The organism is Parasedimentitalea maritima (genome assembly GCF_005771405.1).
GTDB lineage: Bacteria > Pseudomonadota > Alphaproteobacteria > Rhodobacterales > Rhodobacteraceae > Parasedimentitalea > Parasedimentitalea maritima.
On record NZ_VAUA01000005.1, the window covers coordinates 73,924 to 90,309 of the forward strand.

Sequence of the window (16,386 nt, forward strand, 5' to 3'; positions counted from 1 at the left end):
ATGTGTTTCACATTTGAACGGATTGATGGGCAGCAAGAACATTTGGCTAAGGTCAGTTTACAACGCGTTGAATTGCGACTTCTGCCGATCTGTCCATAGAACAGTAATCTCAAACCCGGTCTCAGTTTGTTTTTCACCTTGCACAAGATCTTCGGCAAAAAGCCAAGCTCTCTGTTTGCCTTGCGAAAACTCAAGACTGAGCACTTCTTGATGACGAGCGCCTTGCAGTTGCTCCGCTATGTCTCGCAACAGTTCTGGCAGACCTTCACCGGTAATGGCGGAAATCGCGTGGATACCCTCTTCCCGTTCTGCTCGCTGACGCCTCGCATCTGCCTCTTCTTCCGGCAGCTGATCCAGCTTGTTCCAGATCTCAATCCTTGCTCGATTTTCATCGACACCTAGAGACGTCAGAATTCTGTCGACATCCATCGCCTGATTATGAGTGTCTTCGTGGCTTATGTCGCGCACATGCACCACGAGGTCGGCACCAAGAACTTCCTCTAGTGTCGCACGAAATGAGGCCACCAGCTCAGTTGGGAGATCTGAAATAAAGCCAACAGTATCTGATAGAATGATTTCTGGCCCGTCTTCCAACTCAACCCGCCGCATCGTCGGGTCCAAGGTCGCAAACAACATGTCTTTGACCATCACGTCAGCGCCGGTAAGGCGATTGAACAGAGTGGATTTCCCTGCATTGGTATATCCAACCAAAGCAACAATCGGATATGGCACCTTGGCACGAGCCTCTCGGTGCAGAGTACGGGTCTTGACCACCTTGTCCAACTGGCGACGCAGACGGACCAACTGATCATCAATAGCTCGACGGTCGGCCTCGATCTGGGTTTCGCCAGGTCCCCCAACAAATCCCAATCCGCCGCGCTGTCGTTCAAGGTGGGTCCATGCACGGACCAATCGCGTTCTTTGATAGCTAAGTGCAGCCATTTCAACCTGCAACACACCCTCTCGAGTTCGCGCTCGATCCGAGAAAATTTCGAGAATTAGGCCGGTTCTGTCGAGTAGCTTTACACCCCAGGATTTTTCAAGGTTGCGCTGTTGTACCGGTGAAACGGGGCCATCAATAAGAACGAGATCAATGTCTTCAGCTTTGAAAATCGCAGCCAGTTCTTCGATCTTACCTTTGCCGAACAATTGACCCGAATGAGCCTTTGGCAAGCGCACAACAAGAGACCCGATCACATCAAGATCTGGCAAGGCCTTAGCTAACGCCACGCCTTCTTGCAATGCAGGTTCGGCCGGGCGCCGCCCGCTGTTTGATCTAATATCCGGATGCAGCACCCATGCACGGGTCTGGATCCTATCATGTTCCATCAAGAGGCGTCTTCACCCTCGTATAGGCTGATCGGCTGGGCCGGCATGATCGTGGAGATGGCATGTTTATAAACCAGTTGTGACTGACCGTCGCGACGTAACAGTACACAGAAGTTGTCAAACCAGGTGATGACACCTTGCAATTTTACACCATTGATCAGAAATATAGTAACCGGAACTTTGGTTTTACGCACATGATTCAGGAACGCATCCTGAAGGTTCTGTCGGTCCGAAGCCATAGTTTGTTCTCGCTTTTGTTCTTGCAACACGCTGCGGATCAGCGCGACTCGTCATTTCATTCAAGTATGGACACAGAAATTCAGTGTTTCCAACCAAAAAAGCACTTGATATCGCTGCGAAGTTAACCAAGTTCGTTCAATTGCGCCAGAGGTTTGGTGTCAACAAGGCGATGATTGCGAGAGTTTCTAGCCGCCCTAGAACCATAGCTAGACAGAGTACTAATTTGGCGGAGGGCGCTAGCAACGCTAAGGAAATTGGAGTTTCGCTAGCGACCTCTATCAACGGGCCTGTGGTCGACAAGGCAGCGATTGCCAACACAAGTGCCTGCTCAAAATCAGAGCCCAAAGCGGCCAGGCTGGTGCTTATCAACGCGAGCGTTAGTGCGAACAACATAAAGAAAACCCATGCAATAAAGGCTCCATTCTTTTGTAGACGCTTATTTCCGGCACCCTCGCCACTAACCGAAGATGGGTGCACCAACCGTTCCATTTCACGCATACCGTTAAGATACAAAGCATAAACTCGAAGCAGCTTCACCCCACCTGCAGTGGTTGCAACACCACCTCCGACAACTGCTAAACCCAGCAAAATCAACCCTGGTGTACCTAGGCCAGACCACTGTTGGGCTGCTGCCCAGTCCGCACTTTCAAACCCCGTAGTTGTCAAAAAGGACATCACGGTAAACACGCCCCCCCACAAAGAATGAAAGGCCTGCGACAAATTTTCCGAAGCGCTGACTTCAAAGGAGGCCAACCAATGTCGTAAAAACAGCAGCAGTGGCACCCCAATCACCAGAATCAAACCAATGCGAAATTCTGGATCCCGGTCTAACCGGACGTGTCCCGACGTTGCAGTGTCAGTAGAAAACGTTAACCGTGATAAAGCAAAGAACATAAATAGGAAGATGACCATTTCCCCGGCCAATCCACTGTTCGCGTTAACTAACCCTCCAACTGCGGAAATACCGGAGGTGGCCATCACCGACATCGCATGGCTCAAACCGATCAGGCTCTTCTCTCCGGTCATCATCAGCAACACCCAAAGCGCCATTGTTAGTCCAACATAAATTGGCACCAAGGTCTGTGTCACAATCACCAATCGACGCCGAGGGTCCCCCTGCTGCATATGAGCAGGGGTTTCAGTGCCGCGCCCGGGTTCTCCACGTGCAGTTACTTCAAAACCTCCTAACGACAAGGGCGCAAGCACCGCTGATGCTGCAATCCACATAAGCAGCCCCCCCATCCAGCCGACCTGCGCGCGCCAAAGATGTACACTAGGCGGCAACCGGCCAGGGTCTGCAAAGACATCAGCACCAGTAGTAGTAATCGCACTAACCATATCGAAATATGCATTTAGATAGCTGGTGTTTTGCAAAGCATCATGGGTGGGAACCGCCAGGAAAAGTGGCAGCACCGAAAAGGTGGCAAGCAATGACAACAGTTGCCCCAACATTCCATAGCGCGGCACCCTGTTGCTCAACGACAAACCAATAAACGTCACAAGCATCAAACCAACAATGCCCGAATAAAAGAAACTACGCGAAGTTGGGTGATCATCCAGCACCACTGCATGAATGGCGGGTACCCACATTGCCAACGCAGCAATGCCAAATATCAGCAAGAACAAGGGCAATCGAAGAATGCCAGGAGGGGCGGTCTTCCTTGCCATATCAGAAGAAGTCGATCGAGACCTGCATCAGGCGCTCAACTTCGGGCACATCAGCTGCGATCGCAAACAGTGAAATGACATCACTTTCCTCAATCCGTAGCTTTCCGCTAGGTCGAAGAACTTCACCGCCCTTATAAACGGCTCCCACCAGCACACCTTCTGGAAAATCAATATCACGGATCATTTGCCCAGCCATGGGTGAGGTCGACATCACTTCGGCTTCGATAACTTCAGCCTCAGCATCACCGATAGAGTAAACCTGACGGACTCTGCCGTGGCGGATGTGGCGCAGAATAGAGCTAACGGTTGTGGACCGTGGGTTGATATACGCATCAATTCCCAAAGGTGCCATCAACGGCACAAGAGTAGGGTCATTGATCAAGGCGATGGCCAAAGAGCACCCTTCGGCCTTTGCGCGTACGGCTGCCAACATATTGGTTTTATCATCGTCAGTCACCGCGAGCATAGCATCTGCTCGGTCAATTCCTGCCTCGATCATTAACGCACGATCCAGCCCGTCCCCGTTCAACACAATGGTCCGTTCTAACGCTTCAGCCGCATGTTCGGCTTTCTTGCGATCCCGTTCAATCATCTTACTGCGGGTTCTGCCGGTTCGGTTCTCCATTGCTTTGGCCACCTCCAAACCAACGTTGCCCCCACCAACAATCACAACACGATCTTGCTTTTTTTCTTTTTTTCCAAATACTTCCATTGTCCTGCTAACATCTTCAATATGCGTGAAAATGTAGCAGTTATCACCGACAAATAATTGATCTCCTGGATCAGGAGCAAATAGAGTACCATCTCTCCGGACCCCAACCACGATGGCGCGCAAGGTCGAAAATAAATCAGTAAGCTGGCGTAATGGCGTATGCACGACAGGACAATCATCATCGATTGTAATACCCAAAAGCTGTGCTTTTCCATCCATAAATGTTTCGGTGTCAAATGCAGCTGGTGCTGACAAACGTTGCATCGCCGCAGCGGCAACCTCTCTTTCCGGACTGATTACAACATCAATTGGAAGATGATCACGGCGGTAAAGATCGGAATAAATCGCATCCAGATAGCTTTGCGAACGAAGGCGAGCAATTTTTCGTTGTATCGAAAAAACCGAATGGGCCACTTGGCAGGTGACCATATTAACTTCATCGGAATGGGTGGCTGCAATGATCATATCAGCATCTGCAGCCCCTGCCCGCTCCAGCACGTCTGGATACGAAGCAAAACCTGCTATGCCTTGAACATCAAGCGTGTCAGTAGCCCGTCGCACCAGATCAGGGTTATTGTCGACCACGGTGACATCGTTAAGTTCGCCGGACAAATGCCTGGCAATTTGCCAACCAACCTGACCTGCACCACAGATGATGACTTTCATGTTATTTGCCCCTAGGCACGTTTTTGCCAGTATTTTGCATGACAGAACCCTAGAACACGGTCAATTCAATTGTAACTTCGTATTTGTGATGGCACTGTAATTCCATGATTAAGTCACTCAGAGCACCCGTATTTATATTGGTTGTTTCGCTTGTTACGAGCTGTGCACCGCTTTCACTGTACTACAAACCCGGTGTTGAGGTATCTCGTATGCAGTCTGATAGCCTGACCTGCGAAACGCTTGCTTTAAAAGATGCACCTGTCGCCAATGAGATCCGTCAGAGCCCTCCCATCTTCTATCCTGGTGGCGAGTTCTGCAACGGAACAAACTGCTATTACCGCCCTGGCTACTGGGTTGAAGGCAATATTTATACCGTAGATGTGAACCGTGGACTGCGCCACAGAATTGAGAACCAATGCATGACGGACAAAGGTTACCAACAAGTCGAATTGGAAATATGTAATCCATCAGTGGCTAAAGCTGCTGGCAATGCGCAAACAATTCGAATGCCACAGTTGAGTGAGAAATCATGTGCTGTCCGCCACGAGAACGGTAGCTTTTTAATTGTAGACCCTCGTTAAAGTGGTGGAGATCAAGAAACTTCGCACTTGTTCGAAAGTCCCATGACCTGAGTCCGACTTAAAGTAGGGTCCCAAACTCAAACATTTACACAAAAACAGTAGTTCAACCCTGCGCTGTGGCTTGATCCAGTGAAGGCAGACCAACCAAATCGCCGTGCCTCCACTCAAATTCATGCAACGGTATCTTCACTGTCTAGATGTGCCACTCTGGCTCCGGATTTATTTGAGGTTACCACACCCAAAGATTTCAATTTCCTATGCAGCGCCGAGCGTTCCATACCAACAAAGGTTGCGGTTCGACTGATATTTCCTCCAAACCGATTGATCTGAGTCAGTAGATATTCCCGTTCAAATGCTTCACGAGCCTCACGCAGCGGTAGAGTCGCCAAGGCGCCAGATAGAACTACACGTCCTTCCTCATTGGGTGCCTCTACCTCGCGTGGCAATTCCTTAACTTCGATTGGACCATTGCCTTCACCAAGGATCAAAACCCGTTCTACCAAATTCTTCAATTGGCGCACGTTACCGGGCCAGATCATCGTTTGTAACAACGCCACCGCTTCTTCGCTCAACCTTCGCAAGGGAAGGCCTTGAGTATCGTTAAAGTGAGCAATGAAGTGCTCAACCAGCATAGGAATGTCTTCACGCCGGTCTGACAAAGAGGGCACTGCAATCGGCACCACGTTCAGGCGATGAAACAACTCTTCACGAAACTTCTCTAGACGAATTTCCTGCTCAAGATCTTTGTTTGTTGAGGAAATAACACGTAAATCTACACTAACATTGTCTGCACCACCAACCCGCTGAAACTTCTGATCGACCAGCACACGAAGAATTTTGGACTGTGTGCCCAACGGCATATCGGCAACCTCATCGAAATAAATGACTCCGCCATTTGCCTGCTCTAGTAATCCCGGCTCAATCCCGCGCTCGGTTGTCTCACGCCCAAACAGCACCTCTTCCATTCTCTCTGGTTCGATGCTCGCACAACTGACGGTAATAAACGGTGCTGATGAACGGTTAGAATTTGCATGAACATAACGTGCAGCAATCTCCTTACCGCTGCCGGCGGGACCGCTCAACATTACCCGCCCGTTTGACTTAACCACCTTGTCCAGCTGACTGGTCAATACCCGGTAAACGGCTGAATCCCCAATCATTTCTGCGCCACCGCCATCAAGCCGCCGCAGGTCAGAATTTTCGCGCCGTAACTGCGAGGCTTCCATCGCGCGACGGATAACAACCATCAACTGGTCTATGTTAAAGGGTTTTTCAATGAAATCGTAAGCCCCTTGCTTAATCGCCGCCACCGCTATCTCAACATTGCCGTGGCCAGAAATAATCACAACTGGAACTTCGGGCGTGTCGCGTTTCACTGCTTTGAGAATATCGATACCATCCATCTGACTGTCTTTGAGCCAGATATCCAAGATCAACAGAGCAGGCAGACCGTCATTCAATGCAGCCATACATTCATCAGAATTACCTGCTTTACGAGTAACGTAGCCCTCGTCTTCTAGTATATCCGAAACCAGCTCGCGAATGTCGCGTTCATCATCAACAATTAGAATATCACTCATGTCAGACCTGCCTTCACTGTATTTCTGTTGCTCTGCGCAGTACGCGCCATAGCTGGCAACCGGATAATCGCCATGGCGCCCCGGTGCGGATTTTCGTCAAAATATGGGGCATCTTCCAAAACTAAGCTCCCACCATGTTCTTCAATAATTTTTTTCACAATTGGCAGTCCCAACCCGGTGCCTTCGTCACGTGTCGTTACATAGGGTTCAAATAGACGAGCACGATCTTCGGGCAATCCTATGCCATTGTCAGCAATAGTAATTTCATAGAAATTCTCCGTCTCTTTAAGCGAAACCCGGACCCGCGGGTTTGAAACGGCCTGACCGGTTTTTTTCTCGAGGGTGGCTATCGCTTCGCCAGCGTTCTTGATCAAATTTGTTAGCGCTTGACCAATCATGGTAGCATCTAGTGTCACCAGGAGTGGGATTTCGGGCAATTCGGCGATCAATTGAATTTCGGGTTGGCCTGACTGTTGTAGCAACACAGCATCGCGCACCAGCCCGACAAGATCTTCTTCGCGGCGGTCCGGTTCTGGCATGCGGGCGAATTTCGAAAACTCATCGACAATACGACGTAAGTCATTAGTTTGCCTAACTATTACGTCAGTCATAGATTGAAGTTTATCGCTGTTCTCCTCGCCCAGCATTGGAGCAAACTTGCGCTTGATCCTTTCAGCACTGAGCTGGATAGGAGTCAAAGGATTCTTGATTTCGTGAGCAATGCGTCTAGCCACATCTCCCCAAGCGGCCATCCTTTGAGCGCTGACCAAGTCTGTCACATCTTCAAAAGCAACCACATACCCCTCAAGCCGTTTTTCTTCTGACATTCTTGGAGACATTCTAACCAACAGGTTTTCCAAGCGGCCTAGACGGGTTACTTTTACTTCGCCTTGAACTACCGCACTACCGTCCGCAGTCAGCTCAGAGAACAATGCCCCAAATTCTGGCACAGCAACTGTAAGTGCTACTGACTGTTGATCCTCGCGCCAGTCCAGCAATCTTTCTGCTGACCGGTTGACAAATGTAACCCGGCCCTGATCGTCCAGACCGACAACTCCAGACGGCACTGATGAAAGTACAGAGTCAAACAATCTCCTTCGCCGTTCAATTTGCCGGGTATTGTCCAAAAGAGTTTCGCGTTGAACTTGAAGGTCTCGCGTCATGTGGTTGAAGTAACGGCCCAAATCCGATATTTCATCATCCCCATCGTCTTCCATTACCTGCACATTCAGGTCACCGCTACCAACTCTCTGGGCAGCAACCGTCAGACGCCCAACTGGCCGTGACAACCGTTCTGCAAACCACATCCCTAACCACATCGCAGCCAGGATCAAAATGACCGCGAAGCCAAGATACAGCAGCCCAAATTCGAAAAGCACACGGCCGCGTTCACTCTCTAACTGTTGATACAAATGAGCCGTTTGTTTGGTTTCATCCAACAAGTTTAGTAATTCGCCATCAACATTACGGCTGACGTAGAGATACCGATCAACAAATGCATCTAACGGAATCAACGCTCGGAATTCGTTGTTATCCCAGTCCTGTATAATAGCCAGCCCATCTGTCGACGACTTAATAACGTCTTCATTGGATGGTTTTTCGTAATCGAATTCGTAGGACCGTTCACCCCTGGCGCGGATATCACCACCGCCGTCCAACACATAAGCTTCCCGCAACCCGCGTTGAATTTGCAGCTGTCCTTGGGTCAGAACTTGACGTAGCTCTGCATCATTCATGAAAAAGCTTCGGGACCGGCTATTGTCCAGAAATCGAGCAAGTGCCCGCGCATCTTCAGAAAGATCCTGACGTTGCTGCGATTCATATGCCTCAGCTGCGGCTAGAGAACTACCGACAACTTGGCGGACCCGTTCAGAAAACCACCCTTCAAGTCCAACATTCACAGTTAACCCAGCAAATACCGCCACAGTTACCGTCGGCACTAGCGCCAAGAATGTAAATGCCCCAATCAATCTCAAGTGTAGTCGAGATCCGGCGGATTTGGCGCGACGGGCAGCGATCAACCGTCCAATTTGGAAAAGAACCAACGCAGCGATTGCCAGAACATAAACCAGGTCAGCCAGCAATATCAGCCGCAAACTTGGAGATGAAGCCCCTCCCCCGAATGGTCCCAGCACTAGAAATGTGACGCCAGCCAATAAAGGTCCCAAGACCACAAGCCCAAGCGTACCAATGTTGCGGGCTCTCCGAGTCCTGCGCCACCGGACCATGGCCGCAAATGGGCCATACGCCGAGCGAATATGTGACCTGTGCGCCACTGACAATCCTCATTCTGATGTGTGACCACGTGGGTCAACCGCCGTATATCGTGGCTTTCTACCAGTACGAGTACCAAGTTGCCACGGCTATGTGGCGATATTACATCAGTTTGCGGCGGCGTGTCACCTGAATATCCAGATCAGTGATCTTCTTTCGCAAAGTATTTCGGTTGATCCCTAGTAAATCTGCACATTTCGCCTGGTTTCCACTGGTGGCCTGCAATGAAATTTCGATCAATGGTGTTTCAATTTCACGCAGTAGCCGCGAATATAGCCCGGCGGGGGGCAGCAAGTCGCCATGCAGTTCGAAATAGCGTTGCAGATGCCGCCCAATCGTTTCCGACAACTTTTCGTCGACACCTCCACCCAGCACAGGTTCCACTTCGGGTTGCGGCCCTAGTATAGCAGCAAGTTCAGCCTCGGTAATCTCTTCGCCTCTCGCTGTCAGACTTAGGCGACGGATAACATTTTCAAGATGACGAACATTGCCGGGCCAAGAGAAGTGGCGCAGCATTTCTCGACATCCATTGCTCAAATACTTGTGCGGCGCCCCATCGTTCTCAGATTTGATCAAGAAATGCTCAGCCAATAAAACGATATCGTCAACACGCTCGCGCAACGATGGCACGCGCAGGGCTGTACCACATATACGGTAATACAAATCTTGACGGAGAGTGCCCGCTTCGATTGACGCGCTGAGATCACATTGACTGGTGGCCATGAAGCGCGGGAAAAAGTCACCTGGTTCATCAATCATTCGAACCAAGCGCGCTTGGGCTTCATCTGGCAGATCTACCAATTCGTCAATCAACAAGGTGCCTCCTTTGACCCGCGCCAAGAGACGGGCCGGCCCCTCGAGTTCAACCAAATCTTCTGAATTCACGCTGACAAAGGGCAATGTGCGGCGATCCGAAAAATCGTGAACTGAACGGGCAATCAAGGTTTTTCCTGCCCCGCTTTCCCCGGTTATCAATAGCGGTAGATCAGTGTTCATTACCCTTGCAATCAACTGATACAAAGTTTGCATGACCTCGGTACGCCCGACCAGAGGCAGGTCATCGGGGTGATCTAAGTTTTCAAAATTGGCAGCAACTGAACCGGTAGGTTTTTCCGCAAGCGCTTTGGCGATGCGCTTCATCAGGTCAGGAAGATCAAATGGCTTTGGCAAGTAATCATAAGCATCCGCCTCAGCAGCCTTAATCGCCGTCATAATGGTATTCTGTGCAGATATGACAATTACCGGCAGACCAGGCCTATCTTCAGAAATTTTAGGTAACATTTCCAAACCGTTACCGTCCGGCATTGCCACATCAGAGATAACAACATCACCCTTCCCTTCTGCCACCCAACGCATCAGTGTTGTGAGCGAAGATGTTGCATGGACCTTACAGCCGGCACGGGTAAGGGCCTGAGTCAAAACTGTACGGATTGTTCGATCATCATCCGCAACAAGAACGGTACCATCCATGGTGTTTACTCCTGTACCTTTTTGTCCCTCTGGACGCGTGACAGTGACAAGCGGAACACGGTTCGGCCTGGCGTTGAACTCACTGAAATCCAGCCTTTGTGGTCTGAAACTATTTTACTCACCAAAGCGAGCCCAAGGCCGGTGCCGTTTTCACGCCCCGAAACAAATGGATCAAAGACATCTTCTTGAATGGCAGGCGGCAGCCCTGGGCCATCGTCAATCACTTCAACTTGTAACGGCAGCGTCTTGCCAGTCCCATCACTACGACGCAGCCTGAAGGAATGCTCATAAAACGTGCGGATTTTGATGGTCCCATGTTTATTTTCAGCAGCTTCAGACGCGTTCTTCAGGAGATTTAACACCACCTGAAGCAACTGGTCGGCATCCCCCCAAGCCATAGGTAAGGAAGGATCGTAGTCGTCGACAATGGTCATATGAGCCCCAAAACCGAGTAGCGCCGAGCGGCGTGCCCGGTCTAGAACATCATGTAAATTGACAGGTTGGAAATCAGGCGGAGATAGGTTTCCAAACTGTTCCACTTGGTCCAGCAACTTTACTATCCGACGGCATTCTTCAACAATTAGGTCGGTCAGTTCGAGATCATCTTGAGCGAGATTCATGCTCAACAACTGGGCGGCACCGGTAATTCCAGCCAGAGGGTTCTTGATTTCATGGGCCAACATTTCAGCCATTCCGATGGCTGATTGGGCGGCAGATTTAGCAGATTGTGCCCGCGTCATGCTGCCTGCCAACTCACGTGGCGTTAACATCAACAGCATTTGGCCAGGGTTCCCCACAACATGAGCGAACTGAACCCCACATTGTAATGGCGCCCGATTACCTGAACCGACATCTATATCATTAACAAACAACGGTGTCCCGTCTCGCCGTGACCGCAAAAGCGCATCTTCGATGGGAGCATCAATAGCAATTTGATCCCAGATTGGATGACCTAGGACCGACTTACACGACGCATTTAGAAACCCTTCACCTGCCGAGTTGACATCCAGAATACAATCTTCAGCGTCAATCAGGAATGCAGGAACAGGCAATGAAGCCCAGAGTGCCGTGTCGCTGATCATGCCGCGGCCTCTTGATCCGTAACATTCAGAGCATCTGGAAGTAAGCGAAGAACGCTTGCCGGGTCAGCTTCGGTAAGGACAGCCCGTCGAAGCTTGGAGACGGTACCCGCAACATCCATATACCACCCTAAATGTTTGCGTGCCACACGCAGTCCCAGAACGGCGCCGTAAAAGGTGAGCATAGCTTCATAATGCAATGAAACCATGTCATTAAAATCATCCCCGAGAGGAATTTCTGGTTGCTTTGATCCCCAAATCTCATGTGCTATCTGGGCCAAAAGCCAAGGCTTACCCTGTGCGCCACGCCCTATCATCACACCATCTGCACCCGATTGCGCCAATGCACTCTGCGCAGTGCCAGTGTCAATGATATCACCATTGGCAAGGACAGGAATTGACACAGCCTGCTTGATGTTATGTATCGCTCTCCAATCGGCTGTCCCTTTGTAAAACTGACAACGGGTTCGGCCATGTATTGTGATCATCTGGATACCAGCATCTTGTGCCCGCCGGGCAATATCATTTGCATTCAGACAGTTACCATCCCAACCAAGCCGTGTTTTTAGTGTGACCGGTATATCTACCGACGCCACGACTGCCTCGATCAGTTTTATAGCATGATCTGGCGTTTTCAGCAGTGCCGAGCCGGAATAACCGTTGACCACTTTCTTGGCCGGACAACCCATGTTGATGTCAATGATACGGGCCCCACGATCTTCCAGTTGCCGCGCAGCTTCCGCCATCCAGTGCGATTCTCTGCCCGCTATTTGAACTGCAGTATTTTCGACATCTGCACTTAGCTCCGCACGTTCGCGCACACCAGGCTTCGCCTGGACCATCTCTTGGCTGGCCACCATTTCGCTGACCATCAACCCGGACCCAAATGACCGAACCAGATCGCGAAACGGCCGGTCAGTGATTCCCGCCATTGGCGCCAAAGCAATTGGCGGTGCCATCGAGGTAGATCCGACTGTAAAAGACAATTGCCTAATCCTTGTGCATGTAGGGCGTTTCTAGTCCACCACGAACCCTTTTCACAATCATACTACCCCAAATATTACAAAAAATCAGAAGGTGTGCACAAAATTTAGGCAAACAGAGGTGGATGATTGCCTCCCCCACCAACTCCCCATAAAAACAGCGCCAACCAGATTGGAGAGCATTTTATGACCATTGCTGCACTCATCGTCGCTGCAGGGCGTGGGGTTCGCGCGGGTGGAGGACAGCCCAAACAATGGCGGACGCTAAAGGGGCTCCGAGTGGCCGACTGGACACTTGATGCTTTTGCTAAATCCAAAGTGGACCATATAGTTTTGGTGCTGTCTCCTGAGGACCATGATGTTCGCGAGAGCTTTGCATCTATTCCCGGTTTGATCTTCGCAACCGGAGCCAGCGATCGAGCCGGTTCAGTTCTCAATGGATTGACCGTTTTGCAAGAATACGAAGTGGACAAGGTTCTTATTCACGACGTTGCTCGTCCCTGTGTAAGTCATGGCTTAATCCAACAAGTGATAGATACGCTGGACAGCAACCCAGCCGCCGCGCCGGCGCTTGCAGTAAGTGATGCGTTGTGGATTGGTGCCAAAGATGAAGTAACTGGCACACAGGATCGAAGCGGATTGTTTGCAGCTCAAACACCACAGGGGTTTCAATTTGACGCTATACTGGCGGCGCATTTGGCACATCCAGGGGGGGCTGCTGATGACGTCGAGGTTGCGCGGGCCGCAGGACTTGACGTTGCAATCGTTCCGGGCGAACCAGATAACATAAAAATTACCACCGCTGGCGACTTTGCCCGGGCAGAAAAAATCTTGGGGACTGAAATGGATATCAGACTGGGAAATGGCTATGATGTTCACCGGTTCGGGGATGGTGACTTTGTCACCCTCTGCGGGATAGAAGTACCCCATAACAAAGGATTACAGGGCCATTCTGATGCAGATGTGGGAATGCACGCTGTCACAGATGCCATCTATGGTGCGCTGGCTCGCGGCGATATCGGTCGGCATTTTCCGCCATCAGATCCCCAGTGGAAAGGCGCCGCCAGTAAAATATTCCTGAACCACGCTGCCAATCTAGCCAAAGAAATGGGGTTTTCCATTTCCAACGTCGATTGCACCTTGGTTTGCGAGCACCCCAAAATTGAGCCTCATGCAGAACATATGCGTACAGAAATGGCCGGTATACTCAACATCTCAATTGAACGTGTTTCGATCAAAGCCACAACATCTGAACGGCTTGGGTTTACTGGTCGAAGCGAAGGTATCGCAGCAGTGGCCACAGCTGCGTTGGTGAAAACATGAACCGGCTTGCCCAAATGACCGCCACCGTTGGTGGCATTGGATACCTGCGTCCCGCTCCTGGCACTTGGGGCTCGTTGGTAGCCTTGCCGATGGCCTGGGCCTTTCATACGCTTGGAGGTTTTCCACTGCTGGTGATTGCAGTCATAGGAACCTTTGTAAAAGGAACCTGGGCAACCAAGCAAATGACAGCTGGATCCGAAAATCATGACCCTTCCGAAATCGTCATAGATGAAGTGGTCGGGCAATTCATTGCGCTGCTGCCTCTTAGCTATGCGTCCTGGCTTCATGGGATCGACATACTGGCAATGTGGCCAGGATGGGTCGCGGCCTTTGCCCTGTTTCGCCTGTTCGACATCACCAAACCAGGTCCCATCGGTCGGGCAGATCGCAGGGGCGATGCGCTGGGTGTTATGCTGGATGATGTAATCGCAGGCTTGTTCGCTGCTATTGGTGTTATCTCGCTTGCCGCCTTATGGCACGGGGTCGTCGAACGGATAATCGGTCAATGACCATCACCGTTTCTAACTTGGTCTCAACAGCTCACCTCCATTCCGTTACCATTGCTACTGCTGAGAGCTGTACGGGTGGGCTTGTGTCTGCGGCCCTGACTGACGTTCCCGGGTCATCCGCAGTTTTTAGCCACGGTTACGTCACTTATTCGAACTCAGCCAAAACTGAAATGCTGGGTGTATCGGTCAAAACTCTTGCAGATTTTGGCGCAGTTAGCCCCGAAGTCGCCGCAGAAATGGCACTTGGGGCCTTGCGCAACTCAGGGGCGACTATCGCTGTGTCCATTTCGGGCATTGCGGGCCCCGGAGGGTCAGATCACAAACCCGAAGGTCGAGTGTGCTTTGGCCTAGCGGTTACCGATCAAAAGACGATAACAAAAACACTTGAGTTTGGTGCACTTGGTCGGCAGAACGTACGCGAAGCAGCATGCAACCAGGCGCTGGCACTGCTACATGATGCTGTTCACGAAATGAACACACCCTTGCGAAAATAGACTGGCAGCTTTTGTTTTTGGCAGACACTGCCGAACCAGCGCAAAGTCAGCTGCAAAAATCACGTTTGAAACAAAGAGCGTTATTGTTGGTTTGCGTATGCGCAAGCCTCCAGCAACCGGAACGAAATCGACCCTTTCTCGCCCATAATAAGTTCCAATTTGGATTAGCTAAATTGCTTAGAAAACTCAGTAGCGGGTAAATCTTGGTGCAATATCTGCCAGGCTTTTTCAGCTTCAACTTCGCCAAGCAACGACGCAACCTTAGTTCGAACCCTTTGCTCCTTCTCCGGCCGATCTACCAACGATTGCAAATCATGCCTGACTTCGAGACGTTGGCCATCACGCCGCAATAGGCTAACCACCGCTTCCGTCTCAGCCAGAGTGTCATCAGAATCGACATAAATATGGTTTCTCAGAGTCTGCAGATCCTTCCGTCTACAAAGAGCATCTGAATAAGTGTCAAGCTTTGCAGTGTCCAATCCCAGCGCCTGCATAGCCAGTACAGTCCGGTAGGAGAACTTTGCCCCGAGCCCTGTGTCCGGAGCCAATTGATTGCAAACCGACATCCAACAAGGATGGGTTTTAACCCGTATGTCGGCAATTTCTGGTGCTGCCAAGTCCAGTTTTCGTGCCGCTTCCAACGCTGCATGCAACCCATGACAACAGGCGTGAAACTTGTAGTTTACATGTTCCATCATCCATTTCTGCCCTAAGCCCGACAACGCAGTTTCGGTGGATTCAGACCCCTGATGGGATGCCCCAAATCCAAACTCTCCCTCAAGAGCATTTGGGTTTGCGACGAAGCCAGCTTGAATTAACTGCGCGACCTCAACACCAGTTGAAGCCGCAATTCCTGCATTATAGGGTTTTCCCATCGTTCCAAAATGTGCCTTCAAACCCGCGGCGCGCGTGGCCGTCAGGCCCAAGACCTGTGCCATCTGCGAAGTATCAAAGCCGTGCAATCGCCCTGCGGCAACCGCGGCACCAAAGGCACCAGCTGTAGCTGTTTGGTGAAACCCAGCCTGATAATGACTTCGGCCCAACCATTGCCCTACCCGTACAGACATCTCCATCCCAAGCAAAGATGCCAGCAAGACCTGCGGTAAGGTCTTGCCCAATTGCTGACCTACTGCAAATGAGGCTGAAAAGACAGTCACCGACGGGTGTCCAATATGGGCAAAGTGGGTGTCATCATAGTCAAGTGCATGTGAAATCGTCCCATTGACCAACGCCGCCATCCTGGCCGGTGCGCCGCCGCCACCAAACAGGTCGGCAACATGTTTACCACCTTCTGCAACCGCTATGGACCGTACGACACCTGCAACCGGCTCAGACACCCCGGCGACGCCGCAGGCCAACCAATCCAAGGCCGATAGCCGCCCGATTTCCAAAAGCTGCTGCGTAGCGACAAGATCTTTGGAAGAAAACTCAGCTAGTTTTTCTGTAAAGTTACCCACCACAGCTCACCCCAAGTTGGT

14 protein-coding genes are annotated in these 16,386 nt (G+C 50.9%); 4 read left to right on the forward strand and 10 right to left on the reverse strand.

Annotation, left to right across the window (positions count from 1 at the left end; all coding sequences use genetic code 11):
- Window positions 1-57 precede the first annotated feature (57 nt).
- The 4 genes from hflX to trkA all read right to left on the reverse strand — a co-directional run bounded on the left by hflX (window position 58) and on the right by trkA (window position 4,615).
- The gene (gene hflX / locus FEE96_RS10935) at window positions 58-1,329 is read right to left on the reverse strand and encodes a GTPase HflX (protein ID WP_138163088.1); all 1,272 of its coding nucleotides are present in this window, start codon (window positions 1,327-1,329) and stop codon (window positions 58-60) included.
- Window positions 1,329-1,568 (reverse strand): RNA chaperone Hfq, encoded by a 240-nt coding sequence (gene hfq / locus FEE96_RS10940; protein WP_008204623.1) that lies wholly within the window; start codon window positions 1,566-1,568, stop codon window positions 1,329-1,331. The genes hflX and hfq overlap by 1 nt, the downstream gene beginning before the upstream one ends.
- 136 nt (window positions 1,569-1,704) lie before the next feature.
- On the reverse strand, window positions 1,705-3,237 hold the full coding sequence (locus tag FEE96_RS10945; RefSeq protein WP_138163089.1) for a TrkH family potassium uptake protein: 1,533 nt from the start codon (window positions 3,235-3,237) through the stop codon (window positions 1,705-1,707).
- A 1-nt stretch (window position 3,238) separates the two neighbouring features.
- Window positions 3,239-4,615 (reverse strand): Trk system potassium transporter TrkA, encoded by a 1,377-nt coding sequence (gene trkA, locus FEE96_RS10950; RefSeq protein ID WP_138163090.1) that lies wholly within the window; start codon window positions 4,613-4,615, stop codon window positions 3,239-3,241.
- 209 nt (window positions 4,616-4,824) lie between these two features.
- Here trkA and FEE96_RS10955 point away from each other — a divergent pair, with 209 nt between their 5' ends.
- Window positions 4,825-5,196, forward strand: coding sequence for a hypothetical protein (locus tag FEE96_RS10955; protein ID WP_246079409.1), 372 nt, complete (start codon window positions 4,825-4,827; stop codon window positions 5,194-5,196).
- A gap of 170 nt (window positions 5,197-5,366) precedes the next feature.
- Here the strand turns inward: FEE96_RS10955 and ntrX are convergent, their stop codons facing one another.
- The 5 genes from ntrX to dusB form a co-directional block, all read right to left on the reverse strand.
- Window positions 5,367-6,776 carry a nitrogen assimilation response regulator NtrX gene (ntrX, locus tag FEE96_RS10960; RefSeq protein WP_138163092.1) on the reverse strand — a complete coding sequence of 470 codons (1,410 nt, stop codon included), beginning with the start codon at window positions 6,774-6,776 and terminating at the stop codon, window positions 5,367-5,369.
- Window positions 6,773-9,052 (reverse strand): sensor histidine kinase NtrY-like, encoded by a 2,280-nt coding sequence (locus FEE96_RS10965; protein WP_138163093.1) that lies wholly within the window; start codon window positions 9,050-9,052, stop codon window positions 6,773-6,775. Before FEE96_RS10965 ends, ntrX begins: the two co-directional genes overlap by 4 nt.
- 100 nt (window positions 9,053-9,152) lie before the next feature.
- Complete coding sequence (locus tag FEE96_RS10970; RefSeq protein WP_138163094.1) at window positions 9,153-10,520, reverse strand: response regulator; 1,368 nt, start codon at window positions 10,518-10,520, stop codon at window positions 9,153-9,155.
- A 5-nt stretch (window positions 10,521-10,525) separates the two neighbouring features.
- Entirely contained in the window at window positions 10,526-11,602 is a 1,077-nt protein-coding gene (locus tag FEE96_RS10975) for a two-component system sensor histidine kinase NtrB (protein WP_138163095.1), read from the reverse strand.
- Window positions 11,599-12,585, reverse strand: a complete 987-nt coding sequence (dusB, locus tag FEE96_RS10980; protein WP_138163096.1) for a tRNA dihydrouridine synthase DusB — start codon at window positions 12,583-12,585, stop codon at window positions 11,599-11,601. The genes FEE96_RS10975 and dusB overlap by 4 nt, the downstream gene beginning before the upstream one ends.
- A 183-nt stretch (window positions 12,586-12,768) precedes the next feature.
- Between dusB and FEE96_RS10985 the strand changes: the two genes are divergently transcribed.
- Genes FEE96_RS10985 through FEE96_RS10995 form a run of 3 tightly spaced genes read left to right on the forward strand, consistent with a single transcriptional unit; the run spans window position 12,769 to window position 14,908 of the window.
- Window positions 12,769-13,905 (forward strand): bifunctional 2-C-methyl-D-erythritol 4-phosphate cytidylyltransferase/2-C-methyl-D-erythritol 2,4-cyclodiphosphate synthase, encoded by a 1,137-nt coding sequence (locus FEE96_RS10985; protein WP_138163097.1) that lies wholly within the window; start codon window positions 12,769-12,771, stop codon window positions 13,903-13,905.
- Window positions 13,902-14,414 (forward strand): phosphatidylglycerophosphatase A family protein, encoded by a 513-nt coding sequence (locus FEE96_RS10990; protein ID WP_138163098.1) that lies wholly within the window; start codon window positions 13,902-13,904, stop codon window positions 14,412-14,414. Before FEE96_RS10985 ends, FEE96_RS10990 begins: the two co-directional genes overlap by 4 nt.
- Before the next feature lie 2 nt (window positions 14,415-14,416).
- Entirely contained in the window at window positions 14,417-14,908 is a 492-nt protein-coding gene (locus FEE96_RS10995) for a CinA family protein (protein WP_425467312.1), read from the forward strand.
- 164 nt (window positions 14,909-15,072) lie between these two features.
- On the opposite strand, the gene FEE96_RS11000 is transcribed toward FEE96_RS10995, so the two are convergent.
- Window positions 15,073-16,365: an MmgE/PrpD family protein gene (locus FEE96_RS11000; RefSeq protein ID WP_171021676.1), complete on the reverse strand. Its 1,293-nt coding sequence runs from the start codon at window positions 16,363-16,365 to the stop codon at window positions 15,073-15,075.
- Window positions 16,366-16,386 lie beyond the last annotated feature (21 nt).

Excerpts from the sequence above, each read along its gene's own strand:
- hflX (WP_138163088.1), bottom strand. The coding sequence starts at position 1,329 with ATGGAACATGATAGGATCCAGACCCGTGCATGGGTGCTGCATCCGGAT.
- hfq (WP_008204623.1), bottom strand. The coding sequence starts at position 1,568 with ATGGCTTCGGACCGACAGAACCTTCAGGATGCGTTCCTGAATCATGTG.
- FEE96_RS10945 (WP_138163089.1), bottom strand. The coding sequence starts at position 3,237 with ATGGCAAGGAAGACCGCCCCTCCTGGCATTCTTCGATTGCCCTTGTTC.
- trkA (WP_138163090.1), bottom strand. The coding sequence starts at position 4,615 with ATGAAAGTCATCATCTGTGGTGCAGGTCAGGTTGGTTGGCAAATTGCC.
- FEE96_RS10955 (WP_246079409.1), top strand. The coding sequence starts at position 4,825 with ATGCAGTCTGATAGCCTGACCTGCGAAACGCTTGCTTTAAAAGATGCA.
- ntrX (WP_138163092.1), bottom strand. The coding sequence starts at position 6,776 with ATGAGTGATATTCTAATTGTTGATGATGAACGCGACATTCGCGAGCTG.
- FEE96_RS10970 (WP_138163094.1), bottom strand. The coding sequence starts at position 10,520 with ATGGATGGTACCGTTCTTGTTGCGGATGATGATCGAACAATCCGTACA.
- FEE96_RS10975 (WP_138163095.1), bottom strand. The coding sequence starts at position 11,602 with ATGATCAGCGACACGGCACTCTGGGCTTCATTGCCTGTTCCTGCATTC.
- FEE96_RS10985 (WP_138163097.1), top strand. The coding sequence starts at position 12,769 with ATGACCATTGCTGCACTCATCGTCGCTGCAGGGCGTGGGGTTCGCGCG.
- FEE96_RS10990 (WP_138163098.1), top strand. The coding sequence starts at position 13,902 with ATGAACCGGCTTGCCCAAATGACCGCCACCGTTGGTGGCATTGGATAC.